This is a genomic window from Bacillus sp. I-2, assembly GCF_001974945.1.
Taxonomy (GTDB): Bacteria; Bacillota; Bacilli; order Bacillales; family Bacillaceae; genus Bacillus; species Bacillus safensis.
The window spans coordinates 1-20,684 of the sequence record NZ_LZRW01000005.1; the positions used below are offsets into that span (position 1 = coordinate 1).

30 protein-coding genes, 1 rRNA gene and 1 pseudogene are annotated in these 20,684 nt (G+C 42.2%); 3 read left to right on the forward strand and 29 right to left on the reverse strand.

Annotated features, from left to right (window positions below; all coding sequences use genetic code 11):
• Nucleotides 1–196 (reverse strand): 16S ribosomal RNA (locus BAE31_RS02060); the annotation flags it as partial.
• A 375-nt stretch (nucleotides 197–571) separates the two neighbouring features.
• Between BAE31_RS02060 and pdaB the strand changes: the two genes are divergently transcribed.
• Nucleotides 572–1,336, forward strand: coding sequence for a polysaccharide deacetylase family sporulation protein PdaB (gene pdaB, locus BAE31_RS02065; RefSeq protein ID WP_024425619.1), 765 nt, complete (start codon nucleotides 572–574; stop codon nucleotides 1,334–1,336).
• Here the strand turns inward: pdaB and BAE31_RS02070 are convergent.
• Nucleotides 1,329–1,931, reverse strand: a complete 603-nt coding sequence (locus BAE31_RS02070; RefSeq protein ID WP_041105692.1) for a KinB-signaling pathway activation protein — start codon at nucleotides 1,929–1,931, stop codon at nucleotides 1,329–1,331. The two genes, pdaB and BAE31_RS02070, sit on opposite strands and share 8 nt — an antisense overlap.
• Before the next feature lie 90 nt (nucleotides 1,932–2,021).
• On the opposite strand from BAE31_RS02070, the gene gerD reads away from it, so the two are divergent.
• The gene (gene gerD, locus BAE31_RS02075) at nucleotides 2,022–2,600 is read left to right on the forward strand and encodes a spore germination lipoprotein GerD (protein ID WP_041105690.1); all 579 of its coding nucleotides are present in this window, start codon (nucleotides 2,022–2,024) and stop codon (nucleotides 2,598–2,600) included.
• 37 nt (nucleotides 2,601–2,637) lie between these two features.
• Here gerD and BAE31_RS02080 read toward each other — a convergent pair whose 3' ends face one another.
• From BAE31_RS02080 to BAE31_RS02090, 3 genes are all read right to left on the reverse strand, one after another.
• Nucleotides 2,638–3,696, reverse strand: coding sequence for an Mrp/NBP35 family ATP-binding protein (locus tag BAE31_RS02080; RefSeq protein ID WP_041105688.1), 1,059 nt, complete (start codon nucleotides 3,694–3,696; stop codon nucleotides 2,638–2,640).
• 103 nt (nucleotides 3,697–3,799) lie between these two features.
• Nucleotides 3,800–4,513, reverse strand: a complete 714-nt coding sequence (gene cwlD / locus BAE31_RS02085) for an N-acetylmuramoyl-L-alanine amidase CwlD (RefSeq protein WP_024425615.1) — start codon at nucleotides 4,511–4,513, stop codon at nucleotides 3,800–3,802.
• Nucleotides 4,514–4,571: 58 nt separating this feature from the next.
• On the reverse strand, nucleotides 4,572–5,015 hold the full coding sequence (locus tag BAE31_RS02090; protein WP_034283869.1) for a DUF2521 family protein: 444 nt from the start codon (nucleotides 5,013–5,015) through the stop codon (nucleotides 4,572–4,574).
• 152 nt (nucleotides 5,016–5,167) lie between these two features.
• Between BAE31_RS02090 and BAE31_RS02095 the strand changes: the two genes are divergently transcribed.
• Nucleotides 5,168–5,737, forward strand: coding sequence for a DUF4825 domain-containing protein (locus BAE31_RS02095; protein WP_041105682.1), 570 nt, complete (start codon nucleotides 5,168–5,170; stop codon nucleotides 5,735–5,737).
• A 36-nt stretch (nucleotides 5,738–5,773) separates the two neighbouring features.
• Here the strand turns inward: BAE31_RS02095 and BAE31_RS02100 are convergent, their stop codons facing one another.
• The 24 genes and pseudogenes from BAE31_RS02100 to rplF form a co-directional block, all read right to left on the reverse strand.
• The gene (locus BAE31_RS02100; protein WP_241770444.1) at nucleotides 5,774–6,853 is read right to left on the reverse strand and encodes a serine hydrolase; all 1,080 of its coding nucleotides are present in this window, start codon (nucleotides 6,851–6,853) and stop codon (nucleotides 5,774–5,776) included.
• Between the two features lie 108 nt (nucleotides 6,854–6,961).
• A complete protein-coding gene (locus BAE31_RS02105; protein ID WP_326350074.1) occupies nucleotides 6,962–7,435 on the reverse strand; it encodes a GNAT family N-acetyltransferase in 474 nt (157 codons plus the stop codon).
• A 254-nt stretch (nucleotides 7,436–7,689) separates the two neighbouring features.
• Nucleotides 7,690–8,214: a GNAT family N-acetyltransferase gene (locus tag BAE31_RS02110; protein ID WP_076839356.1), complete on the reverse strand. Its 525-nt coding sequence runs from the start codon at nucleotides 8,212–8,214 to the stop codon at nucleotides 7,690–7,692.
• Nucleotides 8,215–8,387: 173 nt separating this feature from the next.
• Nucleotides 8,388–8,780, reverse strand: coding sequence for a 30S ribosomal protein S9 (gene rpsI / locus BAE31_RS02115; protein ID WP_039175996.1), 393 nt, complete (start codon nucleotides 8,778–8,780; stop codon nucleotides 8,388–8,390).
• Between the two features lie 20 nt (nucleotides 8,781–8,800).
• Complete coding sequence (gene rplM, locus BAE31_RS02120) at nucleotides 8,801–9,238, reverse strand: 50S ribosomal protein L13 (protein WP_003217042.1); 438 nt, start codon at nucleotides 9,236–9,238, stop codon at nucleotides 8,801–8,803.
• Nucleotides 9,239–9,403: 165 nt separating this feature from the next.
• Complete coding sequence (gene truA / locus BAE31_RS02125; protein WP_041105676.1) at nucleotides 9,404–10,147, reverse strand: tRNA pseudouridine(38-40) synthase TruA; 744 nt, start codon at nucleotides 10,145–10,147, stop codon at nucleotides 9,404–9,406.
• Between the two features lie 11 nt (nucleotides 10,148–10,158).
• Entirely contained in the window at nucleotides 10,159–10,956 is a 798-nt protein-coding gene (locus BAE31_RS02130; protein ID WP_041105669.1) for an energy-coupling factor transporter transmembrane component T family protein, read from the reverse strand.
• Nucleotides 10,953–11,822, reverse strand: coding sequence for an energy-coupling factor ABC transporter ATP-binding protein (locus BAE31_RS02135; RefSeq protein WP_024425606.1), 870 nt, complete (start codon nucleotides 11,820–11,822; stop codon nucleotides 10,953–10,955). The genes BAE31_RS02130 and BAE31_RS02135 overlap by 4 nt, the downstream gene beginning before the upstream one ends.
• Entirely contained in the window at nucleotides 11,798–12,640 is an 843-nt protein-coding gene (locus tag BAE31_RS02140; RefSeq protein WP_008356549.1) for an energy-coupling factor ABC transporter ATP-binding protein, read from the reverse strand. Before BAE31_RS02140 ends, BAE31_RS02135 begins: the two co-directional genes overlap by 25 nt.
• Nucleotides 12,641–12,765: 125 nt before the next feature.
• A complete protein-coding gene (gene rplQ, locus BAE31_RS02145; protein ID WP_003216944.1) occupies nucleotides 12,766–13,128 on the reverse strand; it encodes a 50S ribosomal protein L17 in 363 nt (120 codons plus the stop codon).
• A 75-nt stretch (nucleotides 13,129–13,203) separates the two neighbouring features.
• Complete coding sequence (locus tag BAE31_RS02150; protein ID WP_003217009.1) at nucleotides 13,204–14,148, reverse strand: DNA-directed RNA polymerase subunit alpha; 945 nt, start codon at nucleotides 14,146–14,148, stop codon at nucleotides 13,204–13,206.
• A gap of 175 nt (nucleotides 14,149–14,323) precedes the next feature.
• Complete coding sequence (rpsK, locus tag BAE31_RS02155; RefSeq protein ID WP_003217231.1) at nucleotides 14,324–14,719, reverse strand: 30S ribosomal protein S11; 396 nt, start codon at nucleotides 14,717–14,719, stop codon at nucleotides 14,324–14,326.
• Between the two features lie 20 nt (nucleotides 14,720–14,739).
• On the reverse strand, nucleotides 14,740–15,105 hold the full coding sequence (rpsM, locus tag BAE31_RS02160) for a 30S ribosomal protein S13 (protein ID WP_003217023.1): 366 nt from the start codon (nucleotides 15,103–15,105) through the stop codon (nucleotides 14,740–14,742).
• Between the two features lie 21 nt (nucleotides 15,106–15,126).
• Nucleotides 15,127–15,240, reverse strand: coding sequence for a 50S ribosomal protein L36 (gene rpmJ, locus BAE31_RS02165; RefSeq protein WP_003156543.1), 114 nt, complete (start codon nucleotides 15,238–15,240; stop codon nucleotides 15,127–15,129).
• A gap of 31 nt (nucleotides 15,241–15,271) precedes the next feature.
• On the reverse strand, nucleotides 15,272–15,490 hold the full coding sequence (infA, locus tag BAE31_RS02170) for a translation initiation factor IF-1 (RefSeq protein ID WP_003217190.1): 219 nt from the start codon (nucleotides 15,488–15,490) through the stop codon (nucleotides 15,272–15,274).
• Nucleotides 15,468–15,774: pseudogene (locus BAE31_RS19870) on the reverse strand (KOW domain-containing RNA-binding protein). The gene infA and the pseudogene BAE31_RS19870 overlap by 23 nt, the downstream one beginning before the upstream one ends.
• 27 nt (nucleotides 15,775–15,801) lie before the next feature.
• Nucleotides 15,802–16,548 (reverse strand): type I methionyl aminopeptidase, encoded by a 747-nt coding sequence (gene map / locus BAE31_RS02180; RefSeq protein WP_003217210.1) that lies wholly within the window; start codon nucleotides 16,546–16,548, stop codon nucleotides 15,802–15,804.
• Complete coding sequence (locus BAE31_RS02185; protein WP_076839358.1) at nucleotides 16,545–17,198, reverse strand: adenylate kinase; 654 nt, start codon at nucleotides 17,196–17,198, stop codon at nucleotides 16,545–16,547. The genes map and BAE31_RS02185 overlap by 4 nt, the downstream gene beginning before the upstream one ends.
• A gap of 55 nt (nucleotides 17,199–17,253) precedes the next feature.
• On the reverse strand, nucleotides 17,254–18,546 hold the full coding sequence (gene secY, locus BAE31_RS02190) for a preprotein translocase subunit SecY (protein ID WP_024425603.1): 1,293 nt from the start codon (nucleotides 18,544–18,546) through the stop codon (nucleotides 17,254–17,256).
• Between the two features lies 1 nt (nucleotide 18,547).
• Nucleotides 18,548–18,988: a 50S ribosomal protein L15 gene (gene rplO / locus BAE31_RS02195; RefSeq protein ID WP_003216888.1), complete on the reverse strand. Its 441-nt coding sequence runs from the start codon at nucleotides 18,986–18,988 to the stop codon at nucleotides 18,548–18,550.
• Nucleotides 18,989–19,018: 30 nt separating this feature from the next.
• A complete protein-coding gene (rpmD, locus tag BAE31_RS02200) occupies nucleotides 19,019–19,201 on the reverse strand; it encodes a 50S ribosomal protein L30 (RefSeq protein ID WP_003217067.1) in 183 nt (60 codons plus the stop codon).
• A gap of 13 nt (nucleotides 19,202–19,214) precedes the next feature.
• A complete protein-coding gene (gene rpsE, locus BAE31_RS02205) occupies nucleotides 19,215–19,715 on the reverse strand; it encodes a 30S ribosomal protein S5 (RefSeq protein WP_007496332.1) in 501 nt (166 codons plus the stop codon).
• A gap of 24 nt (nucleotides 19,716–19,739) precedes the next feature.
• Entirely contained in the window at nucleotides 19,740–20,102 is a 363-nt protein-coding gene (rplR, locus tag BAE31_RS02210; protein ID WP_008356544.1) for a 50S ribosomal protein L18, read from the reverse strand.
• A gap of 32 nt (nucleotides 20,103–20,134) precedes the next feature.
• Nucleotides 20,135–20,671: a 50S ribosomal protein L6 gene (rplF, locus tag BAE31_RS02215; protein WP_024425602.1), complete on the reverse strand. Its 537-nt coding sequence runs from the start codon at nucleotides 20,669–20,671 to the stop codon at nucleotides 20,135–20,137.
• Between the last annotated feature and the right edge of the window lie 13 nt (nucleotides 20,672–20,684).

Sequence of the window (20,684 nt, forward strand, 5' to 3'; positions counted from 1 at the left end):
CCATGCGGTTCAAGGAACTATCCGGTATTAGCTCCGGTTTCCCGGAGTTATCCCAGTCTTACAGGCAGGTTACCCACGTGTTACTCACCCGTCCGCCGCTAACATCCGGGAGCAAGCTCCCTTCTGTCCGCTCGACTTGCATGTATTAGGCACGCCGCCAGCGTTCGTCCTGAGCCAGGATCAAACTCTCCGAAAAAGTACAAAACCGAAGTTTTGCTTTTCGCCAGTTTGACTGACTACCTATGAAGTATCATAGGATTTTTTATAAAAACTCGAATTAACAGGTACGTTTTGTCTTGTTTAGTTTTCAAAGATCATCTCCGCCGTTCTTAGCGGCTTTAATAATATAACATTTCGCTTCATCTTATGTCAACAACTTTTTTCAAGTTTATTTCCCGAAGCGTTTTGTGTTTGTCACTGTGTGTCAGCGACGATTAATAATATATCACGAAAACTTTCTTTCGGTCAACGCCTTTTCAAAACTTTTTTTGAAATAGTTTTATTAAGCATCTTAAACCCTTGCCCTGCATACAATCAAGTAACAATCTTGGACAAGGCAGGAGTGTTTGAATTGAGTCGATTATATGTGTTGCCTATTAAACGGCTGAAGCAAGTTGTCATTATTCTTGTAGCAGCCCTTGCAGCTGCAACCTTTTTTTATGTACAAAAGGCACCGCCGCTGTCGGTATTTAAAACTGAACATGGACCCCGAGCCATTTATAAAGGCGAGACTTCATCAAAACATGTCTCTCTCACTTTTAATATTGGCTGGGGGGATGAGAAGGCTGTTCCTATTTTAAATGTCCTTCGAGAGTACGGTATAAAGAACGCCACCTTCTTTCTGTCTGCTTCTTGGGCTGAGCGTCATCCTGATATCGTGAAACAAATTAGGGAGGACGGCCACCAGATCGGAAGCCTCGGCTATGCTTATAAAAATTATAGCCAGCTTGAAGATAGTGAAATCAAGCAAGATCTTGTCCGTGCACAAAATACATTTCAAAAGCTTGGACTAGATGACATTCAACTATTAAGACCGCCAACTGGACAGTTTAACGAAACAGCACTAAAAATTGCCACACAGTACGGTTATACCGTTGTTCATTACAGTATCAATTCACAGGATTGGCTGAATCCGGGTGTCGACCAGATTGTTCAGAATGTAAATGATCGAATGAAAAGCGGGGACATTGTTCTCCTTCACGCCTCAGATTCAGCAACCCAAACCGCTCAAGCCTTACCCGCTATTTTGAAACAAATAAAAGAAAAACATTTAAAAAATGTGACGGTTGGCGAACTGATCTCCAATACGAAAACAAAGTCATCAGAAGTTAAGTAGCTTTCGCTTTTGAAAACCGCGGCATCGCTAACAGCTGAAACGCATTACAGCCTAATAGCGGGAACAGCATTAAATACAGCCAGTCCTCTTCATTGACTCTGAGCGCCGGGAACCATTCTAACGATGTGATGACGACCATGAGAAACATTGCGGAAATAAATGTTTTCTTAGAGGACTGCTGCTGTTTAAAGTAAGCCACGATCAATGCAAACACACCAATAAATATAGGCAGCCACAAGTATGGAAGAAATGATTCATTTTCTCCGAAAAACAAAAATCGCAAGTAAGCTAAATCAAACAGCACAAAAATCACAAGAAACAGCTGAATGGTATTCCACAAAGAATGTGACCGGAAAATCTCTAACGCAAACCGGTGCACCGTCAAGAAGACAACAAACCCCATCTGACTAATGACACTAAAAATCATTCCTACACCAATGAACCAAAACAACACAGATGCGATCTCTAGAATTTCAAACGATATAAAAAGCTTCTGATATTTCCCCCACTCCAGCGCAAAGCCTACCACGCTTGTAATGACCGCTCCAACAGCTAGCACAGAGAAGAAAAAACGAACTAAATCCCGACTTTTCATTGAATTGATCCAACCCCTATTTTTGTTATGTATAAATTTACGTGAAACATTCATATTAAAAGTAAGACATGTAACGAAAGGAGCCACAGTATGTCAAAAGGCATCTTGCGTATAATGAGCTGTTTTCTTCTTTTATCTCTAACAGCTTGTGCTCCCAAAACCCAATCCTCATCTAATATGGACTATGACGAAACAAAAAAAATGGTCGTCGATATATTAAAGACAGATGACGGTAAAAAGGCCATTCAACAGTTATTAAATGACGAGGCAATGAATGAAGCTTTGGTAATGGATGAACAAACTGTGAAAAAAACGATAGAGAAAACACTGACTTCTGATAAAGGCAAAGAGTTCTGGAAGAAGGTCTTTGAGGATTCTAAATTTGCCGAGACTTTCGCAAAATCCATGCAGCAACAGCATGAAAGAATGTTAAAACAGTTAATGAAGGATCCTGACTATCAACAGCTGATGATGGATATTCTCAAGGATCCTGAGATGGAAAAAAAATACGGTGAACTTGTAAAAAGCAAAGAGTTTAGAAAGCACTTAGAAAAAGTCATTACGGAAACATTAAGCAGCCCTCTTTATAAGAAGAAATTCGAAGATGAGCTCAAAAAGGCAGCATCTGAGAGCGGCAGTGATTCCGGCTCGCAAGGAAGCGACAGTTAAACATCACCCGAGTGGCGTTCATCCACTCGGGCTTTCATTATGCTTTCACTGCTAATTGTTCAATGACTTTATTCGCAATGTGTTGATACACTTCTCCTGTCGGATGACTTGCATCATAGACAGAAGGCGCGAAATCATCCTCATTCCAATCAGGCTGTCTTAAAGGAATTTGGCCAAGGACTGATACACGCAGCTCTTCAGCCAGCTTTTCCCCGCCGCCTTTTCCAAAAACGTATTCCTTTTCACCTGTTTTTTTGCTTTCATAATAGCTCATATTCTCAACGACCCCGAGCACTTCATGATCTGTTTGCAGTGCCATTGCGCCTGCTCTTGCTGCAACGAAGGCAGCCGTTGGATGCGGTGTAGTGACAATGATTTCTTTACAGCTAGGCAGCATTGTATGAATATCAAGCGCTACATCTCCCGTTCCAGGCGGAAGGTCTAATAGTAAGTAATCTAATTCTCCCCACTCAACTTCGTGGAAGAAGTTATTTAACATTTTTCCAAGCATCGGTCCTCTCCAAATAACCGGTGCATTTTCTTCAACAAAAAAGCCCATTGAAATCACTTTGACACCAAAGCGCTCCACAGGAATAATTTTTTCCCCTTTAACTGTTGGTCTGACAGTGATTCCCATCATATCCGGTACACTAAAGCCATAAATATCAGCATCAATCAGCCCGACTTTTTTCCCTAGACGAGCGAGCGCTACAGCAAGGTTAACAGAAACCGTCGATTTACCAACGCCGCCCTTTCCACTCGCAATCGCTAAGAACTCAGGCGGATTTTTAGAGTTAAGCAGGGTTTCTTCCTCATCTTGTGATGGCATAAACTTTTCAAGTGTTTCCTGAGGCAGTTCCTCAAAACGAAGTCCTACTGTGTTAGCGCCTGCTGCTTTCAAGGCTTGTACGATGTCTTGCTGCAGCTTCATCTGCTCAGCAGTGCCTGTTTTGGCAATAGCCACCTTCAGGCTCACATGCTCTTTCTCAGGCTTTAGGCTGATTTCCTTGATGGCATCCAGCTCACCAAGCGGTATATGAAGGAAAGGTTCGTCCATCTTCCCAACTAGTTTTCTCACATCATCTTGTCCGATCATAGCAGAACCTCACCCTTTATTGAATTCGTTTACAATCCAAGTATATCATACATATCCTTACAATGTCTGTCCTGTTTGCCTGCGATCAAAAGGAAAAAGCCCCTTATTCAGGCGGCTCTTTTTGCTCTGTTAAATATCTTAAAATCCCTTTATAAATAGAGGCAGCAATTTGATCCTGATATTTAGGTGTTGCCAGCTGTCCAGCCTCTTTCGGGTTGGAGAGAAATCCAATTTCCACAAGAGCTCCTGGCTTTGTGACATTTTGCATTAAATAAATGCCATTAATCCGCTTCGCCTTTCGATCTGTGTTTTCAAGATTCCTGCGCAATTCATCTTGAATGAACTTGGCTGCCTTTTCATTTTCTTCATACTTTCCGTAAAAAAACGTCTGAGCCCCGCTCCATTTGTTTGATGGTATCGCATTTAAATGAATGCTTAAATAGAGATCCGCTTCAGATTCATTGATGACTTTGACGCGGTTCCTTAAATCCTCCGCTTTCTTCCGGGCATAACCCTTTGTATTCTTTGATGATAAATCAGAATCATCCTCTCGGGTCATGAGAACAAGTGCTCCCTGCTCCTGCAAATAGTCACGTATCTTCATGGATACATCCAGTGCAATCTCTTTCTCAAGCAGCTCTCCTCCTACAGCCCCGCCATCTGGACCGCCGTGACCCGGATCTAAATAGATGATCTTCCCGCTTAGAGGCAAATTCCACGATTTCCATGAATCATCATTTAGAAATTGAAACCTGAATAAGAATAAGAGGACAATAAACCCAATTAAAAACCCTGTCCACTTCAGCTTTCTTTTCATCCCTGTCCCTCCCATACACCATTATTTTATAGATATGGGACAAGGGCTGGAAATATGCTTAGTGCAGCCGAAGCTTGTGTCTTTTTTCTGATTCACGAAAGCCTTCCTGCCACCACATGCTTAAAAAATCCTTCGCAAATGGATATAAACATGACATCTTCCGCTCCATACGGAACATATTCCCCCATGATTGCAAGCATCCTGCCAGCTCTTCAATCAGCTCAGCTTCCTCCTGGAAGGACCGCTTTTTGATATCGTCGAATGATTCGCCGTATTTACTCGACTCACCGTATCTCCCGCCAGCTAAGAAAGCTTCAATGGCGAAATCGATGCAGCCATCACTCATAATACCCGCTGGATCATCTGCAAATGGAAACAGCTTCTTTGTGAATTTCTCGGAAGCAGCCGTTACTTGTTGAAGAGACAATGTACGCAAAAGCTTCTTTTCAAGCGTGACATCTCGTTTTGTTTTCAGTTGATAAAATGAAAGCACTTCTGCCATGGACTGAACTCCTTTTTTCTTTGTATTGTTCGTTGGTTTGAACAAAACATGCAGTTCAGTAAATGGAAATGACGGCCTGTGAACGATCGGAATGGAAAATTGTGATAAAATAAACATTTACATATAGAAAGAACAATAAAGGGGCAAAATCAATGAAGAAATGGATGTATATTCTGCTGCTATTAACAGTCGTCTTATCTGCATGCAGCAGTCAAGCCACAGAGAAAAAGAGCGATATAAAAGGAATAGAAGACATATCCTTAAAACAACTTTCAACACACAAAAATACGTATCTCGGTGACAATTCAGCCATTCGTGAAATCTTATCAGATCTTCCTGGAGGCGTCATTCGTGAATTTGAAATCATCGATGGGAAAGCATTAGACGTCACGTATGGGATAAAAGAAAATGCCGGCTATACAGAAGAACAGTTTGACGCCTTCTGGTTTGATCAAAAGGATACGATCGAAAAAACGTATTTATACAACGCCATCGCACTTTTTATTCTGGTCGATAACGTAGAGCAAGTGACACTTAACATGAGCTCTAAAGACGAGCCGTCCGTCACGTTTAAAAGAAAACAGCTAGAAAAAGAGCTCCCTCACCCTTTTAAAAAGTACAAAGACGATACAGCGCTTTGGCAAAAGGAACTGGTGGATGGAGTTGTGAAGTCAAAAAAGAAACGCCAAGATGTATACAAAACGTATCCAATGCAGAAATAATAAAACAGAGGGATGTTTCCCTCTGTTTTTTGGTGTTTATGTAGTAAAAGCCTGAATCAATCGTTGGCGAAAGTTTTGATCCACTGCTGAAGTAAGCATAAATTCGTTGAATACTCCCTCAATCCAGTGAGAATTGTTCGCTTTAGGATCATTGATAAAAAGTGAAATGGATATAGAAGAGATATCCGTTTTTCGATATAAAGCAGCTGTGAAAACAAACAACGTCGCTCCGCCTTTATACCAAATATATTGATCTTTTTCCGTCTTGAATGTTTCTCCCAGCACAATTTGGCTAAAAAGACTCTTTTCTTCTGTTATTAACAGCTCATCCTGGAGACGTTTCATAAAATGTGCATATTGATTGGTTGTAGACTTTGTCAACTTTTGCGTCAGTAATGATTGTATACGCCAGCCTAATAAGTTCTTTTTTTTCATTTTTTCTTCTAACGCCTTTTTATGCTCTGGGTCATTTTTCATGATATTAAAAATCTCATTCATTAGAGATTTGTATTGTTCTTCGGATACACCGCTCATTTTCTTGAATGCATCCCGCCGACGATCAGATACATAAGCGGACCACAAAATCACTGGCGTCAGTGCCATGAGTTCATCATGTTCTGTAAGACCTGCTTGTTTCATCTGGTCATTGATCTTTTCTAAGCCCAGTCGGTCAATCAAATAATCCGTACAAGCATTCGAACTGAATTGCATCATCCCTTTGGCAACATCTAATAAAGACGCATGCTCAGAAAAATCATTGACCTCCAGCCAGTACGCGTGCGCACCACCGTCTGTTCTATCAATATAAAACCGCTCTATATCAGACAATGCCACTTTTTCCTCTAGCTTGATGCCGCCGCTCGATACAGCTTTAACAAAATGAAATAAAACCACTAATTTCACCGTACTTGCAAGTGGCGTTTTTTGATCAGCATTCCACTCTAACACCACATCATCATTTTCAATGATTGTCACTGATACGTCCTTTTTGTTTTTTGCGACAAATGTCAAAAGATCTTCCTTCGTTTTTTTCATATCTCTTTTATACAACAAGACTTGAACCCCCACGTAAAGTACGACCACACCTATAACAACTAGACCGATTTTGAGTAACATGTTTCTCCTTTCCAAATAACAGAGGTTTTACATGTTTAATATAACAAATATTTCAAATAAAGGCATAAAAAAGGCAGAGGTTCGTGAATCCTCCGCTTCTTGATGTCCTTATTCATGGGGCAAATGCAGCTTCATTCCTTCATGAGTGGCTTCAAACCCTAATTTCTCATAAAAATGGCGTGCTTCTGGCCTCTGTTTGTCTGTTGTCAGCTGGACCATATGACATCCGCGGTCGCTGGCGCGTTGAATGGCCCACTTTATAAGCAGCGAACCGACTCCTTTTCCTCTATGAGTCGAAGCCGTACGAACTCCTTCGATGGATGCTCTCCATCCTCCTTGATGTGTAAGAAATGGCGTCATGGTTAACTGAAGAACACCAACTGCTTCTTCCTGGTCACACGCAACAATGAGTTCAATATTTGGATCAGCATCGATTGAATGAAAGGCTTTAATATAGCTTTCTAATAACGGGCGAGTGTAACGCTCTCTCTTTTGACCTAACTTATCATCTGAAAGCATGAAAATGATTTTGTCGAGGTCTTCTTGCCCAGCTTCTCTACATGTCAATTGATTTAAATTCAATGAAAGCACCTCCTAGGATGGACGAAAACTATCTTCACTTACCAAAATACCAATTGAGACTGTTCTTCTATAAGATTTGATCAGCTGCTTTTTTTAACCACATAACTAGCCGGCAGTGTGTATCCTTGGAAAATCAATGATAAGAAAATGTGCATCAAAGATCCTCCCTCTTCTGCTTATTTGACCTGATTATATCAACATCGAAAGCGGAGTGATATTTGAAATGGCGAATTACTTCATATCATGAAAACTGATCAAGCCCTCTTCACGAACCATTCCTCTTGTAAGATGGCATAGTAAAACTCATCCCACCACTCATTTCCTTGTGGTATACATTTTTTAAAATATCCCTCTCTCCTCATCCCCATTTTCTCCATTACTCTCCACGAGGGCACATTTTCAGGCTGACAAGTCGCAATGATTCGATGTAAGTTCAGAGTGTGAAAACCATGATGTAAGACAGCATACGCCGCTTCTGATGCATAGTCCTTGTTTTGATAGGCAGGATTGAAAACCCAGCCAATCTCATATGTGTGCTCACCAAAGTAAGAATGAAACACAATATGCCCGATGCAAATCTGATCTTCTTTTAATAGAACAGCAAAATTCTTGGCTGTTTTAAGACTATTATTTTTGACAAAATCCTTCGCATCTTCTTTAGAAAAAACACCTTCCGGAATATACTTCATCACTGCCGGATCAGATGTATATGCATAGACATCCCGCCAATCACCCTCAGCAAATGATCGAACGATACACCTTTCTGTTGTTAGATTCATATGACACCCCCATAGACTTTTTTTAAAAACAGAAACCTTGCTATGATCCTATTTTATATGTTTCCATACAGAAAAAAACACAAATAAAAAAGCACCAGCAGGATGCTGATGCTTTTCTTATATGGTTTGTCTGTAACAAACCTTTGTAAAACGTCCATACAATATAAAATTGATTAACGTTTTGAGAACTGAGGAGCTCTACGTGCGCCTTTAAGACCGTATTTCTTACGCTCTTTCATACGAGGGTCACGAGTAAGAAGTCCAGCACGTTTAAGTGATGTACGGTACTCAGGATCTACTTCTAGAAGAGCACGAGAGATACCGTGACGAATTGCTCCAGCTTGACCAGAGAATCCACCACCGTGAACATTTACAAGAACATCGTAGCTGTTAGCTGTTTCTGTGATGTTCAAAGGCTGTTTCACGTCTTCGATTAAAGCAGCGAATGGAATGTATTCAGTAATTTCACGATTATTAACGACGATACGGCCTTCACCTGGAACTAAGCGAACGCGCGCTACAGAACTTTTACGACGACCTGTACCGTAATATTGAACCTGTGCCAAATTGTTAACCTCCCTTATAATTAACCGCGAAGTTCGTAAACTTCAGGTTGTTGTGCTTGATGTGGATGCTCAGAACCACGGTACACATTTAATTTTTTGAACATTTGACGACCTAGTGGACCCTTTGGAAGCATACCTTTGATAGCAAGCTCCAACATTTTTTCAGGGTAGTTTGTACGCATCTCAAGAGCAGTTCTTTGTTTCAAACCACCTGGGTGCATCGTGTGACGGTAGTAAATTTTGTCCGTCAATTTCTTACCAGTTAATTCGATTTTCTCAGCATTGATGATGATCACATGATCACCTGTATCAACGTGTGGTGTATAAGTTGGTTTGTGCTTACCGCGCAAAAGTGATGCTACTTCAGTAGAAAGACGACCTAGAGTCTTGCCTGCCGCATCAACAACTAGCCATTTGCGCTCAATTGTGCTTGCGTTCGCCATTGGTGTTGTACGCATGAGTTTCCCTCCTAAATAAATCAATGAATTTTCCTTGAATCAAATGCTACGTTCTATTTCAAAACACAGATAAGTCTTCCGGGGCTTATTTGTGGGGTTGAAATACATACCATATGATATCTTATAACTTTCTGCTTCCTGTGTCAAGAACATGTTACACCTGGTTTAGTTGTCATAGAAAACTTCCCATAAATACAGTCCGTGACTAGGCGCAGTCTTGCCTGCCGCTTCGCGATTTCGGGCGGCAAGCATGGCTTTTATCTCCTCAGGGTGAAATTTACCAGAACCGATTTCAAGCAATGTTCCAGCGATAATCCGCACCATGTTGTATAAAAAACCATTCCCTCTCACACGCATTTCAAGCCCGTCTGAGACGTTTTTCCACTCGAGGGCATAAATAACCCTCACCTTGTCCTGAACCTCTGTATTGGCCGCACAAAAGCTTGTAAAGTCATGTGTCCCAACCAGGTGCTCAGCGGCTTCTCTCATTTTATCGATATCCAGCCGGTAAGGATAGTGGCAGGCATACTGTCTCGTGAATACATTTTGGTGTGTTTCCGTTGAGACCTTATAACGGTACTCCTTCGAAACAACACCAAATCTGGCATGAAACGAATCATCGACCTCCTCAGCCTTTAGAACACGGATATCATCCGGCAGCATGCTGTTGAGGGCAAAAGGCCATCTCTCCATCGGGATCGAAAGCGGGGTCTCAAAATGGATGACCTGTCCCTTTGCATGGACACCACTGTCCGTCCGGCCGGAAGCCACAATCGGAATCAGTTCATCCTGTTTATGCATTCTTGCAAGGGCAGACTCTATCTCCGTCTGAACGGTTCGCTGCCCTGGCTGCACCTGATAGCCTTTAAAATGTGTCCCATCGTAGGATACGGTACATTTGACCTTCATCTAGGAATCACCTAATTTCTAAGCAGCACAAGGAGTGCTGTTAACAGGATGAATAGAAGCAGCGTGAACGTGTCCTTCATGCCCCAGACAAGCTGACGATATTTCGTCCGTCCTTCTCCCCCGCGGTAGCCTCTCGCTTCCATCGCGGTCGCCAGTTCCTCTGCACGCTTAAACGCACTGACGAAAAGCGGAACAAGCAAAGGAACGATAGCTTTCAGGCGATCCTTTAAAGGTCCGCTTGTAAAATCAACGCCTCGTGCCATTTGTGCCTTCATGATTTTGTCTGTCTCTTCTAATAACGTCGGAATAAACCGAAGAGAGATGGACATCATGAGAGCAAGTTCATGAACAGGCAGTTTGATTTTACGGAACGGGTGCAGCAGCTTCTCCATCCCGTCTGTCACTTCTATAGGCGTTGTGGTTAACGTAAGAAGTGTCGTCATCATAATGAGATAGACAAAACGGAGTGAAATGAAGATTCCCTGCTTTAGACCTTCTTCATAAATATTCAGAAAACCCAAGTGGAATAGCAAGGAGCCATCCTTTGTCATGAAAATATGCAGAATAAAGGTAAACAGGACAATCCATAGGATCGGCTTCATTCCCTTGAGAATAAAGTATAGCGGCACCTGAGAAACCATCACCACAAGGATGGTAAAGACACCTAAAAGCCCGTAAGTGATGTAATTATTAGCAAAAAAGACGATAAAGACGAAAAAGAAAATTGATAACAGCTTTGTCCTTGGATCAAGACGATGGACAAAGGATGAGCCTGGCACATATTTGCCGATAATCATACTATCCATCATGATGTCGTGTCCTCCTGATAAAGAGCTGTTAAGGCTTCTGCCATTTCATCCATGGTCAGAAGCGGCCTTGGAAACGTAATACCAAGCTTTTCTTCTACAGTCTGCTGGAATTTAATCGTTTCCGGGAGGTCGAGACCAAACGAAGACATGTCTGTACGATTGGCAAACAACTCTCTCGGCGTGCCTGTCGCCTTCACTGTTCCTTTATGCATCACAATCATTTGATCCGCATAATGAGCGGCATCCTCCATACTGTGTGTGACCAGGATCGTGGTGAGGTTTGCCTTTTGATGAAGGTCATAGAACATGTCCATAATTTCCTTCCGCCCGCGTGGATCCAGCCCAGCAGTCGGCTCATCAAGCACAAGCACTTCTGGCTCCATCGCTAAAACGCCTGCAATCGCCACACGTCTCATTTGACCGCCGCTTAGTTCAAAGGGAGATCGAGATAATAGAGATTCAGGAAGACCAACCAGTTTCAGCATCTCCTTCGCCTTCGCTTCTGCCTTCTCTTGAGGAACACCGAAGTTCATTGGACCAAAGCAGATATCCTTGAGGATGGTTTCCTCAAAGAGCTGATGCTCAGGAAACTGAAACACGATGCCTACCTTTTTCCGGAGGGGTTTCATATCCTTCTGCTTTTTATTGGCTTGTAAAATTGTCTCCCCAAGCGCAATGCTCCCCTTCGTTGGTTTGAGCAATCCATTTAAATGCTGCAGCAATGTAGACTTACCAGAGCCCGTATGACCAATGACAGCGACATAGCTGCCCTCTTTGATGGAAGCATTGACATCATACAAAGCGAGACGCTCAAACGGCGTTTTCATTTGATAACGATGCTCTAATTCTTTGATCGTAATGTCCATAGCTCTTTCACCAATCCTTCTTGTGTCAAATGGGCATTTGCAAGCGGCACACCTTGCTGCTTCAATTGCTTGCTCAATCGATAGGAGAATGGCAGATCAAGTCCAATCTGAACCAGCTGTTCATCTAGTTCAAATACTTCCTCTGGCGTTCCCTCGGCAAATTTCTTCCCGCCATTCATCACAATGACGCGGTCTGCCTTGGCAGCCTCGTCTAAATCATGTGTGATGGAAATGACTGTGACCGTTCCTTGTTCCTTCAATAGTCTAACAGTCTCTAACACTTCTTCACGGCCAATCGGATCAAGCATTGATGTTGCTTCATCCAAGATCATGATGTCAGGGCTTGCGGCAAGCACACCTGCAATGGCGACTCTCTGCTTCTGCCCGCCTGATAGATGGTGCGGCTCTTGATCAAGAAACTCCTGCATATTGACCTGTTTGACAGCCCAATCTACACGTTCTATCATCAATTCCCGCTCAACCCCGTTATTTTCTAAACCAAAAGCCACATCATCACGAACCGTTGAGCCCACAAATTGGTTATCTGGGTTTTGAAAGACCATTCCTACCTTTTTGCGAATATCCCAAACACTTTCTTCTTTGAGCTCAATCTCTCCAACCTTGACCGTACCAGCATCCGGTAAAATGAGCCCATTCAGCACACGGGCAAGTGTGGATTTACCTGAACCGTTATGACCAACAATGGCGAGCCATTCATTTTGATTCACATGCAGTGACACTTGATCTAAAGCGGGCTTGTCCGCATCCTTGTGATAACGAAATACAATGTCTTTTACGTCAATTAATGTCTTCCCCATCTCTACCGGACCTCCTCTCAGCTCAACCTCTTCTTTGCTTATTCCTAAAAAAGCCGTAGTACCTAAAAAAGGGCATAGATCCAGTTATGAACTGTCCCGCCCTTTCTTAGATACACGATATGTGATTAAACTAATTCAATGACAGCCATTGGTGCGCCATCGCCGCGACGAGGTCCAAGCTTCATGATACGAGTGTATCCACCTTGGCGATCTTCGTAGCGAGTTGCAACGTCAGCGAATAATTTTTGAAGTGCATCTTGGTTTGTTTCAGCGTTAGCTACTTCATTACGAATGTAAGCTGCAGCTTGACGGCGAGCATGAAGATCTCCGCGTTTGCCAAGAGTGATCATTTTTTCAACTACAGAGCGAAGTTCTTTCGCACGTGTTTCAGTTGTTTCGATGCGTTCGTTGATGATCAAATCAGTCGTTAGGTCACGAAGCATTGCTTTACGTTGTGCACTAGTGCGTCCTAGCTTTCTGTATGCCATGTGATGTCCCCTCCTTAATTAGAGATGCTGTATGAATAAAAAACACACGAAAATCCTAGTTCACAATGAAACTAGTCAATCGTCTTTACGAAGACCCAGTCCAAGTTCTTCTAGTTTCGCTTTCACTTCTTCAAGAGATTTACGTCCAAGGTTACGAACTTTCATCATATCCTCTTCTGTCTTGTTAGCAAGCTCTTGAACAGTGTTAATACCCGCACGCTTCAAACAGTTGTAAGAACGAACAGAAAGATCAAGCTCTTCAATTGTCATTTCAAGCACTTTTTCTTTTTGGTCTTCTTCTTTCTCAACCATGATTTCAGCATGCTGAGCTTCGTCAGTTAACCCAACGAAAATATTCAGGTGTTCAGTTAAAATCTTAGAACCTAGAGCGATCGCTTCTTTCGGTCCTGTGCTTCCATCAGTCCATACATCTAGTGTTAATTTATCATAGTTTGTGATTTGCCCAACACGGGTGTTCTCCACTTGATAAGTCACACGAGATACAGGTGTATAGATTGAGTCGATCGGAATCACACCGATTGGCTGATCGTCTCTTTTGTTTGCATCAGCAGGATTATACCCGCGACCTCTTTGTGCAGTTAAGCGAACACGGAAGCTCGCATTCTTGCCAAGAGTTGCGATGTGAAGATCTGGATTTAAGATTTCAATATCGCTGTCGTGTGTAATATCAGCAGCTGTTACAGTACCTTCATCTTGTACATCAATTTCAAGCGTCTTCTCTTCTTCAGAGTAGATTTTGAGTGCAAGCTTTTTAATGTTTAAGATAATCGTTGTAACATCTTCAACCACGCCTTCGATCGTTGAGAATTCGTGTAAGACACCATCTATCTGGATCGATGTTACAGCTGCACCAGGAAGTGAGGATAAAAGGATACGACGAAGGGAGTTCCCTAAAGTGGTACCATATCCACGCTCAAGTGGCTCTACGACAAACTTGCCATACTTGGCATCGTCGCTGATTTCAACCGTTTCGATTTTTGGTTTTTCAATTTCGATCATCTAATAAAACCCTCCTTCAAAACGTCGAAACCTCGAATAGAATCATATGAGATTCCATCCGAAATTCCTCATTGTTTAGTCCCGTATGTGCTCAGGCAACGAGTCGTGTATTCGTCTCATAAATAACTGTATCATAACCCATTATTGACAGGGACACAAAATCTATACAAACAAATTACACGCGGCGACGTTTTGGTGGACGGCATCCGTTATGAGGAACTGGAGTTACGTCTCTAATTGCAGTAACTTCAAGACCTGCAGCTTGAAGCGCACGAATTGCAGCTTCACGACCAGAACCAGGACCTTTAACAGTTACTTCAAGTGTTTTAAGACCGTGTTCGATAGAACCTTTAGCAGCAGTTTCAGCAGCCATTTGTGCAGCGAAAGGAGTAGATTTACGAGAACCTCTGAATCCTAATGCACCAGCACTTGACCAAGAAATTGCGTTTCCATGAACATCAGTAATCGTTACAATCGTGTTGTTGAAAGTGGAACGGATATGAGCGATTCCAGCTTCAATATTCTTTTTCACGCGACGTTTACGCGTATTTTGTTTACGAGCAGCAGCCATTCTTTAACTACCTCCTTTACTTATTTTTTCTTGTTAGCTACAGTACGACGCGGACCTTTACGAGTACGCGCGTTGTTTTTTGTGTTTTGTCCACGAACAGGAAGTCCTCTACGATGACGGATTCCGCGGTAGCTTCCGATTTCAATTAGACGCTTAATGTTAAGTGAAACTTCACGACGAAGGTCACCTTCTACTTTAAGTTTGTCAATGATATCACGGATTTTACCAAGTTCGTCTTCAGTTAGATCGCGAACGCGAGTGTCTTCAGAAACACCTGCTTCTTTAAGGACTTGTTGCGCAGTCGTACGACCAATTCCAAAAACATATGTTAAAGAAATGACAACACGCTTATCACGTGGAATATCTACACCAGCAATACGAGCCATGATTTGGGCACCTCCTTGTTATTAGCCTTGTTTTTGTTTATGTTTTGGGTTTTCACAGATCACCATTACTTTTCCTTTTCTGCGAATCACTTTACATTTTTCACAGATAGGTTTAACAGATGGTCTCACTTTCATGTGTTTCCAACCTCCTTCTTCCGGAGTTGCTTTATTTGTAACGGTACGTAATTCTACCACGAGTTAAGTCATATGGAGATAATTCTACCGTAACTTTGTCTCCAGGTAAAATGCGAATGAAGTGCATACGGATTTTTCCTGATACATGAGCCAAAACTGTATGGCCATTCTCTAGTTCAACTTTGAACATTGCGTTTGGCAAAGTTTCTGCTACAGTACCTTCCACTTCAATTACATCGTCTTTCGCCATTCAAGTGTTCTCCCTTCTTCAAATCAGTAACTTGCTCTCTGACAAATGTCCAAATGAGAATCTCTCAATTGTTCATCTATCACCCGACCTGTTTTGAATATACTGTTCTGAACTTCCGGAGATACGCAATCATAAAAGGTTATATGATTGATATTTTTTCTTAGGAGAATGAAATTTACGCTTTTCTCCGTCTGCGATTAGTACATGGCAGCCAACGAACATGCCGATGACACCTGTATACTGATCTTGTTCTTTCTTTGGACTATACAGACAACCTGCCCGATTTGGGCCTGAAAGGCTTCAGTGAAGACCTAAATCTTAGTCAGTATATCAAAACCTGTATCTGTAATCGCAATCGTATGCTCAAAATGAGCACACTTTTTCCCATCAACCGTTACAACCGTCCAGTTATCAGCCAATGTTTTCACATATCGGCTGCCTGCGTTCACCATCGGTTCGATGGCCAACACCATTCCAGGTTTTAGCCGCGGGCCTTTGTTGGGCGGACCATAATGAGGAATTTGAGGGTCCTCATGAAGATCCTGTCCGACCCCATGTCCAACATATTCTCTAACAACTGAAAAATTTTCATTTTCAACATACGTTTGTATGGCATGGGAAATGTTCGACAGACGTTCGCCTGGCTTTGCTTCCTGTAAGCCTTTATATAGAGATTCCTCTGTGACTTCCAGTAGTTTGCGGTCTTCATCACTGATTACCCCAACTGGATAAGTCCAAGCAGAGTCACCATGATAGCCATTTAACTTTGCGCCAATATCGATACTAATGATGTCACCATCACGTAAAACCCGTTTACCAGGAATACCGTGAACGAGTTCTTCATTCACCGAAACGCAAATGCTCCCGCGAAAACCATTATACCCTTTAAAAGATGGGATTGCACCCTGCTTTGTAATAAAACGTTCGGCAATTTGATCCAATTCTTTTGTCGAAATACCTGGTTTTATGTGTTTCTTCAGCTCTTCATGAGTCAGTGCGACAATACGTCCAGCTTCTCTCATAATCTCAAGCTCGCGAGGAGTTTTACAGATAATCATTTATTTAATCCTCCAAGCAGGTCCTTGATATCTGCATATACATCGTTAATGTGCTTCGCACCATCAATGTTTGCAAGATATCCTTTTTCTGAATAGAAGTTCAGTAAAGGCTCAGTCTGCTTTAAGTTTACTTCAAGTCTAGTCGAAACGGTTTCTGCATTATCATCTGCACGTTGATAAAGCTCGCCTCCACACTTGTCGCAAACATTTTCTTTCGCAGGTGGATTGAATACTAAATGATATGTTGCTCCGCAATTTTTGCAAATTCTTCGGCCAGTCAGACGCTCCATCAAAGCATCTTTATCGACTTTAATATTAATGACATAATCAATCGTTCTGCCAAGGTCCTTTAGAATTCCTTCTAAAGCTTCAGCCTGAGCGACTGTTCGCGGAAATCCGTCCAGAAGAAAACCTTGTTCACAATCATTTTTGCCAAGTCTTTCTCTAACAATACCGATTGTGACCTCATCAGGAACAAGCTCTCCTTTATCGATAAAGGATTTTGCTTCGAGCCCAAGTTGTGTCTCCTCTTTCATAGCAGCGCGGAACATATCTCCTGTTGAGATATGAGGGATCCCATAATCATCAACAATTCGTTCTGCCTGAGTGCCTTTACCAGCACCCGGAAGCCCCATTAAGACTAAGTTCATTTCGGATTTCCCCTTCCTTACTTAGAGAGGTTGGGCAGCTGCCCAGCCCTCTGTTTTATTTCATAAATCCACGGTAATTTCGTTTCACTAATTGGCTTTCAAGCTGTTTCATTGTTTCAAGTGCAACACCTACAACAATGAGAAGACTTGTGCCGCCAATTTGTGCAGCGGAAGGTAATCCAGCGAATTGAATGAAAAAGATAGGAAGTATTGAAATCACGGCTAAGAAAATGGCGCCCACAAACGTGAGTCGGTACAAAATGCTCGTAATTCTATCTTGAGTCATTTTCCCTGGACGAACTCCCGGGATATAGCCACCCTGCTTTTGCAGATTTTCAGCCATTTGTTCAGGATTGACTTGGACAAAGGCATAAAAATATGTGAAAGCAACAATCAGTGCTACATAAATCGTCATACCGATTGGCTTAGTATAGTCAAAGTTGTTGGTTATCCAAGTTGTCACATTATTGGTTCCGAAGAACGATGCGATCGTCTGCGGAGTAATAATGAAAGAAACGGCAAAGATGACTGGAATCACCCCTGCTGGATTCACTTTCAATGGAAGGTGCGTTGCTTGACTAGCAGACATTTGTGCACGGCCAGTTCCCTTTGAATATTGAATTGCAATCTTTCTCACTGCCATTTGAATGTAAATAACACCGATAACAATGACAAGAATGGCAATGACAATAAGGGCAATTTTAAGGATTTGCATGAACAGCTGTCCATCTCCACCTACAAATTGTTGAGCGTACACTTGTTTTAATGTTTGAGGGATACCAGCGATGATACCGGCAAAGATAATAATCGAAATACCATTACCAACACCGTGAGCAGTAATCTGCTCACCCAGCCACATTAAAAATGCTGTTCCCGCAGTGAGTACGACCGCAATTAAGAGATACGTTGAAACACCAGGGTTTTCAATCAGCATGCCTCCTGCCATATTATTGAATCCATATGACATTCCTAGCGCCTGGATAAATCCTAGAACAATTGTAAAATACCTTGTGAATTGTGCTAATTTTCGGCGGCCAACCTCTCCTTGCTTTGACCACTCAGTAAACTTCGGAACAACATCCATCTGCAAGAGCTGAATGATGATCGAAGCAGTGATATACGGCATAATCCCCATTGCAAGAATGGAGAATTGGAAAAGTGCCCCGCCCCCAAACGTGTTGAGGATTCCGAAAACACTCATTTGATCCTGTGCCTGGAGAACATCGGCGTTCACATTAGGCACAGGGATGAAAGCACCTATACGAAAGACGACTAACATTAAAAGTGTGAATATAATCTTATTCCGTATATCTTTCACGCGCATAAAATTGGAGATTGTCTTAAACAAGTTAGATCACCTCGGCTGTACCGCCAGCAGCTTCAATCGCTTCTTTCGCAGAAGCAGAGAATTTATTGGCTTTTACAGTTAATTTTTTTTCTAATTTACCGTTGCCAAGAATTTTTACTCCTGCTTTTAACTTGCTTATTGCACCAGTCTCTAGAAGAAGTTCAGGAGTTACTTCCGTTCCTTCGTCAAAACTGTTTAATCTGTCTAAGTTGATTACCGCGTAATCTTTACGGTTGATGTTTGTAAAACCACGTTTTGGAAGGCGTTGGAATAAAGGCATCTGACCACCTTCGAAACCAGGGCGTACACCGCCGCCAGAACGAGCGTTTTGACCTTTATGACCTTTACCAGAAGTTTTACCGTTACCTGATCCAATACCACGACCAACACGGTTGCGTACTTTACGTGAACCTTCTGAAGGCTTCAATTCATGAAGTTTCATTTGGGCACCTCCTTATCGATTAAAAATGTTTTATTGTTCTTTAACAGAAACTAAATGAGACACCTTGTTAATCATGCCGCGGATCGCTGCATTGTCTTCATGTACGACTGTTTGGTTTGTTTTCTTAAGACCAAGAGTACGAACAGTGACACGCTGATCTTCAGGGCGACCGATTACACTGCGTTTGAGGGTAATTTCTAATTTATTTGCCATTATTGTTCCCTCCTTATCCTAACAGGTCTTCTACAGATTTTCCACGAAGCTTCGCTACATCTTCAGCACGTTTAAGCTCACTTAAACCTTGAAGTGTTGCGCGGATCATGTTGATCGGTGTATTAGAACCTAGAGATTTAGAAAGGATATCAGCTAGACCAGCAAGCTCAAGTACCGCACGCACTGGGCCTCCAGCGATAACTCCTGTACCTTCTGAAGCAGGCTTCAATAGAACGTTTCCTGCACCGAATCGACCGATGATTTCATGTGGAATTGTAGTTCCAACCATTGGTACTTCAATTAAATTCTTTTTCGCATCTTCAACAGCTTTGCGGATCGCTTCTGGTACTTCTTGTGCTTTACCAGTACCGAAACCTACATGACCGTTTTTGTCACCGACAACAACTAAAGCTGCAAAACGGAAACGACGTCCACCTTTAACAACTTTCGCTACGCGGTTAACCGTAACTAAGCGTTCTTCTAACTCTAATTTGCTTGGGTCAATACGACTCATTCGGATGTGTCCCTCCTTCTTTTATTAAAATTTAAGTCCAGCCTCACGAGCAGCTTCAGCTAGAGCTTTTACACGTCCATGATATAGGTATCCTCCGCGGTCAAATACCACGTTAGAGATTCCTTTTTCAACAGCACGTTTTGCAACAAGTTCGCCAACTTTCGTAGCAGCTGCAGTGTCAGAACTATTCTCGATCTTTAACTCTTTATCAAGAGTAGAAGCACTTACAAGTGTTACACCGTTAACATCATCAATTACTTGAGCGTAGATATTCTTGTTAGAACGGAAAACGTTAAGGCGAGGTCTTTCAGCAGTACCTGAAAGTTTCGCACGAACACGAGCATGTCTTTTAAGACGAGTAGCGTTTTTGCTAGTTTTCGTAATCATCCGAGTCACTCCTTTCTTCACATTAAGCGATCTTACTTACCAGTTTTTCCTTCTTTACGGCGAACGAATTCACCTTCGTAACGAATTCCTTTACCTTTGTAAGGCTCTGGAGCACGGACAGCGCGGATGTTAGAAGCTAGAGCTCCTACACGCTCTTTATCGATACCTTTAATGATTACTTTCGTTTGAGATGGAACTTCGATTTCAACTCCAGCCTCAGGAACGATTTCAACTGGATGAGAGTATCCAACGTTAAGAACAAGTTTGTTTCCAGATTTAGCTGCACGGTAACCGACACCGATAAGTTCTAAACCTCTTTCGAAACCTTTAGATACACCTTCAACCATGTTTGCAATCAAGCTACGTGTTGTACCATGTAATGCACGGTGTTCTTTATTTTCAGACGGACGGCTTACAGTTAAGACGTTGTCCTCAATTTTAATTTCCATATCAGGGTGAAATGCACGAGTTAGTTCACCTTTTGGTCCCTTTACTGTCACTGTGTTATCGTTGTTTGTCACAGTTACTCCTGAAGGGATCTCGATTAGTTTTTTACCTATACGAGACATACCAAGCACCTCC

Excerpts from the sequence above, each read along its gene's own strand:
- BAE31_RS02070 (WP_041105692.1), bottom strand. The coding sequence starts at position 1,931 with ATGAAAAGTCGGGATTTAGTTCGTTTTTTCTTCTCTGTGCTAGCTGTT.
- gerD (WP_041105690.1), top strand. The coding sequence starts at position 2,022 with ATGTCAAAAGGCATCTTGCGTATAATGAGCTGTTTTCTTCTTTTATCT.
- BAE31_RS02080 (WP_041105688.1), bottom strand. The coding sequence starts at position 3,696 with ATGATCGGACAAGATGATGTGAGAAAACTAGTTGGGAAGATGGACGAA.
- cwlD (WP_024425615.1), bottom strand. The coding sequence starts at position 4,513 with ATGAAAAGAAAGCTGAAGTGGACAGGGTTTTTAATTGGGTTTATTGTC.
- BAE31_RS02090 (WP_034283869.1), bottom strand. The coding sequence starts at position 5,015 with ATGGCAGAAGTGCTTTCATTTTATCAACTGAAAACAAAACGAGATGTC.
- BAE31_RS02095 (WP_041105682.1), top strand. The coding sequence starts at position 5,168 with ATGAAGAAATGGATGTATATTCTGCTGCTATTAACAGTCGTCTTATCT.
- BAE31_RS02100 (WP_241770444.1), bottom strand. The coding sequence starts at position 6,853 with ATGTTACTCAAAATCGGTCTAGTTGTTATAGGTGTGGTCGTACTTTAC.
- BAE31_RS02110 (WP_076839356.1), bottom strand. The coding sequence starts at position 8,214 with ATGAATCTAACAACAGAAAGGTGTATCGTTCGATCATTTGCTGAGGGT.
- rplM (WP_003217042.1), bottom strand. The coding sequence starts at position 9,238 with ATGCGTACAACACCAATGGCGAACGCAAGCACAATTGAGCGCAAATGG.
- truA (WP_041105676.1), bottom strand. The coding sequence starts at position 10,147 with ATGAAGGTCAAATGTACCGTATCCTACGATGGGACACATTTTAAAGGC.
- BAE31_RS02130 (WP_041105669.1), bottom strand. The coding sequence starts at position 10,956 with ATGATGGATAGTATGATTATCGGCAAATATGTGCCAGGCTCATCCTTT.
- BAE31_RS02135 (WP_024425606.1), bottom strand. The coding sequence starts at position 11,822 with ATGGACATTACGATCAAAGAATTAGAGCATCGTTATCAAATGAAAACG.
- BAE31_RS02140 (WP_008356549.1), bottom strand. The coding sequence starts at position 12,640 with ATGGGGAAGACATTAATTGACGTAAAAGACATTGTATTTCGTTATCAC.
- rplQ (WP_003216944.1), bottom strand. The coding sequence starts at position 13,128 with ATGGCATACAGAAAGCTAGGACGCACTAGTGCACAACGTAAAGCAATG.
- BAE31_RS02150 (WP_003217009.1), bottom strand. The coding sequence starts at position 14,148 with ATGATCGAAATTGAAAAACCAAAAATCGAAACGGTTGAAATCAGCGAC.
- rpsK (WP_003217231.1), bottom strand. The coding sequence starts at position 14,719 with ATGGCTGCTGCTCGTAAACAAAATACGCGTAAACGTCGCGTGAAAAAG.
- rpsM (WP_003217023.1), bottom strand. The coding sequence starts at position 15,105 with ATGGCTCGTATTGCTGGTGTAGATATTCCACGTGATAAGCGTGTTGTC.
- rpmJ (WP_003156543.1), bottom strand. The coding sequence starts at position 15,240 with ATGAAAGTGAGACCATCTGTTAAACCTATCTGTGAAAAATGTAAAGTG.
- infA (WP_003217190.1), bottom strand. The coding sequence starts at position 15,490 with ATGGCGAAAGACGATGTAATTGAAGTGGAAGGTACTGTAGCAGAAACT.
- map (WP_003217210.1), bottom strand. The coding sequence starts at position 16,548 with ATGATTATCTGTAAAACTCCTCGCGAGCTTGAGATTATGAGAGAAGCT.
- BAE31_RS02185 (WP_076839358.1), bottom strand. The coding sequence starts at position 17,198 with ATGAACTTAGTCTTAATGGGGCTTCCGGGTGCTGGTAAAGGCACTCAG.
- rplO (WP_003216888.1), bottom strand. The coding sequence starts at position 18,988 with ATGAAACTTCATGAATTGAAGCCTTCAGAAGGTTCACGTAAAGTACGC.
- rpmD (WP_003217067.1), bottom strand. The coding sequence starts at position 19,201 with ATGGCAAATAAATTAGAAATTACCCTCAAACGCAGTGTAATCGGTCGC.
- rpsE (WP_007496332.1), bottom strand. The coding sequence starts at position 19,715 with ATGAGTCGTATTGACCCAAGCAAATTAGAGTTAGAAGAACGCTTAGTT.
- rplR (WP_008356544.1), bottom strand. The coding sequence starts at position 20,102 with ATGATTACGAAAACTAGCAAAAACGCTACTCGTCTTAAAAGACATGCT.
- rplF (WP_024425602.1), bottom strand. The coding sequence starts at position 20,671 with ATGTCTCGTATAGGTAAAAAACTAATCGAGATCCCTTCAGGAGTAACT.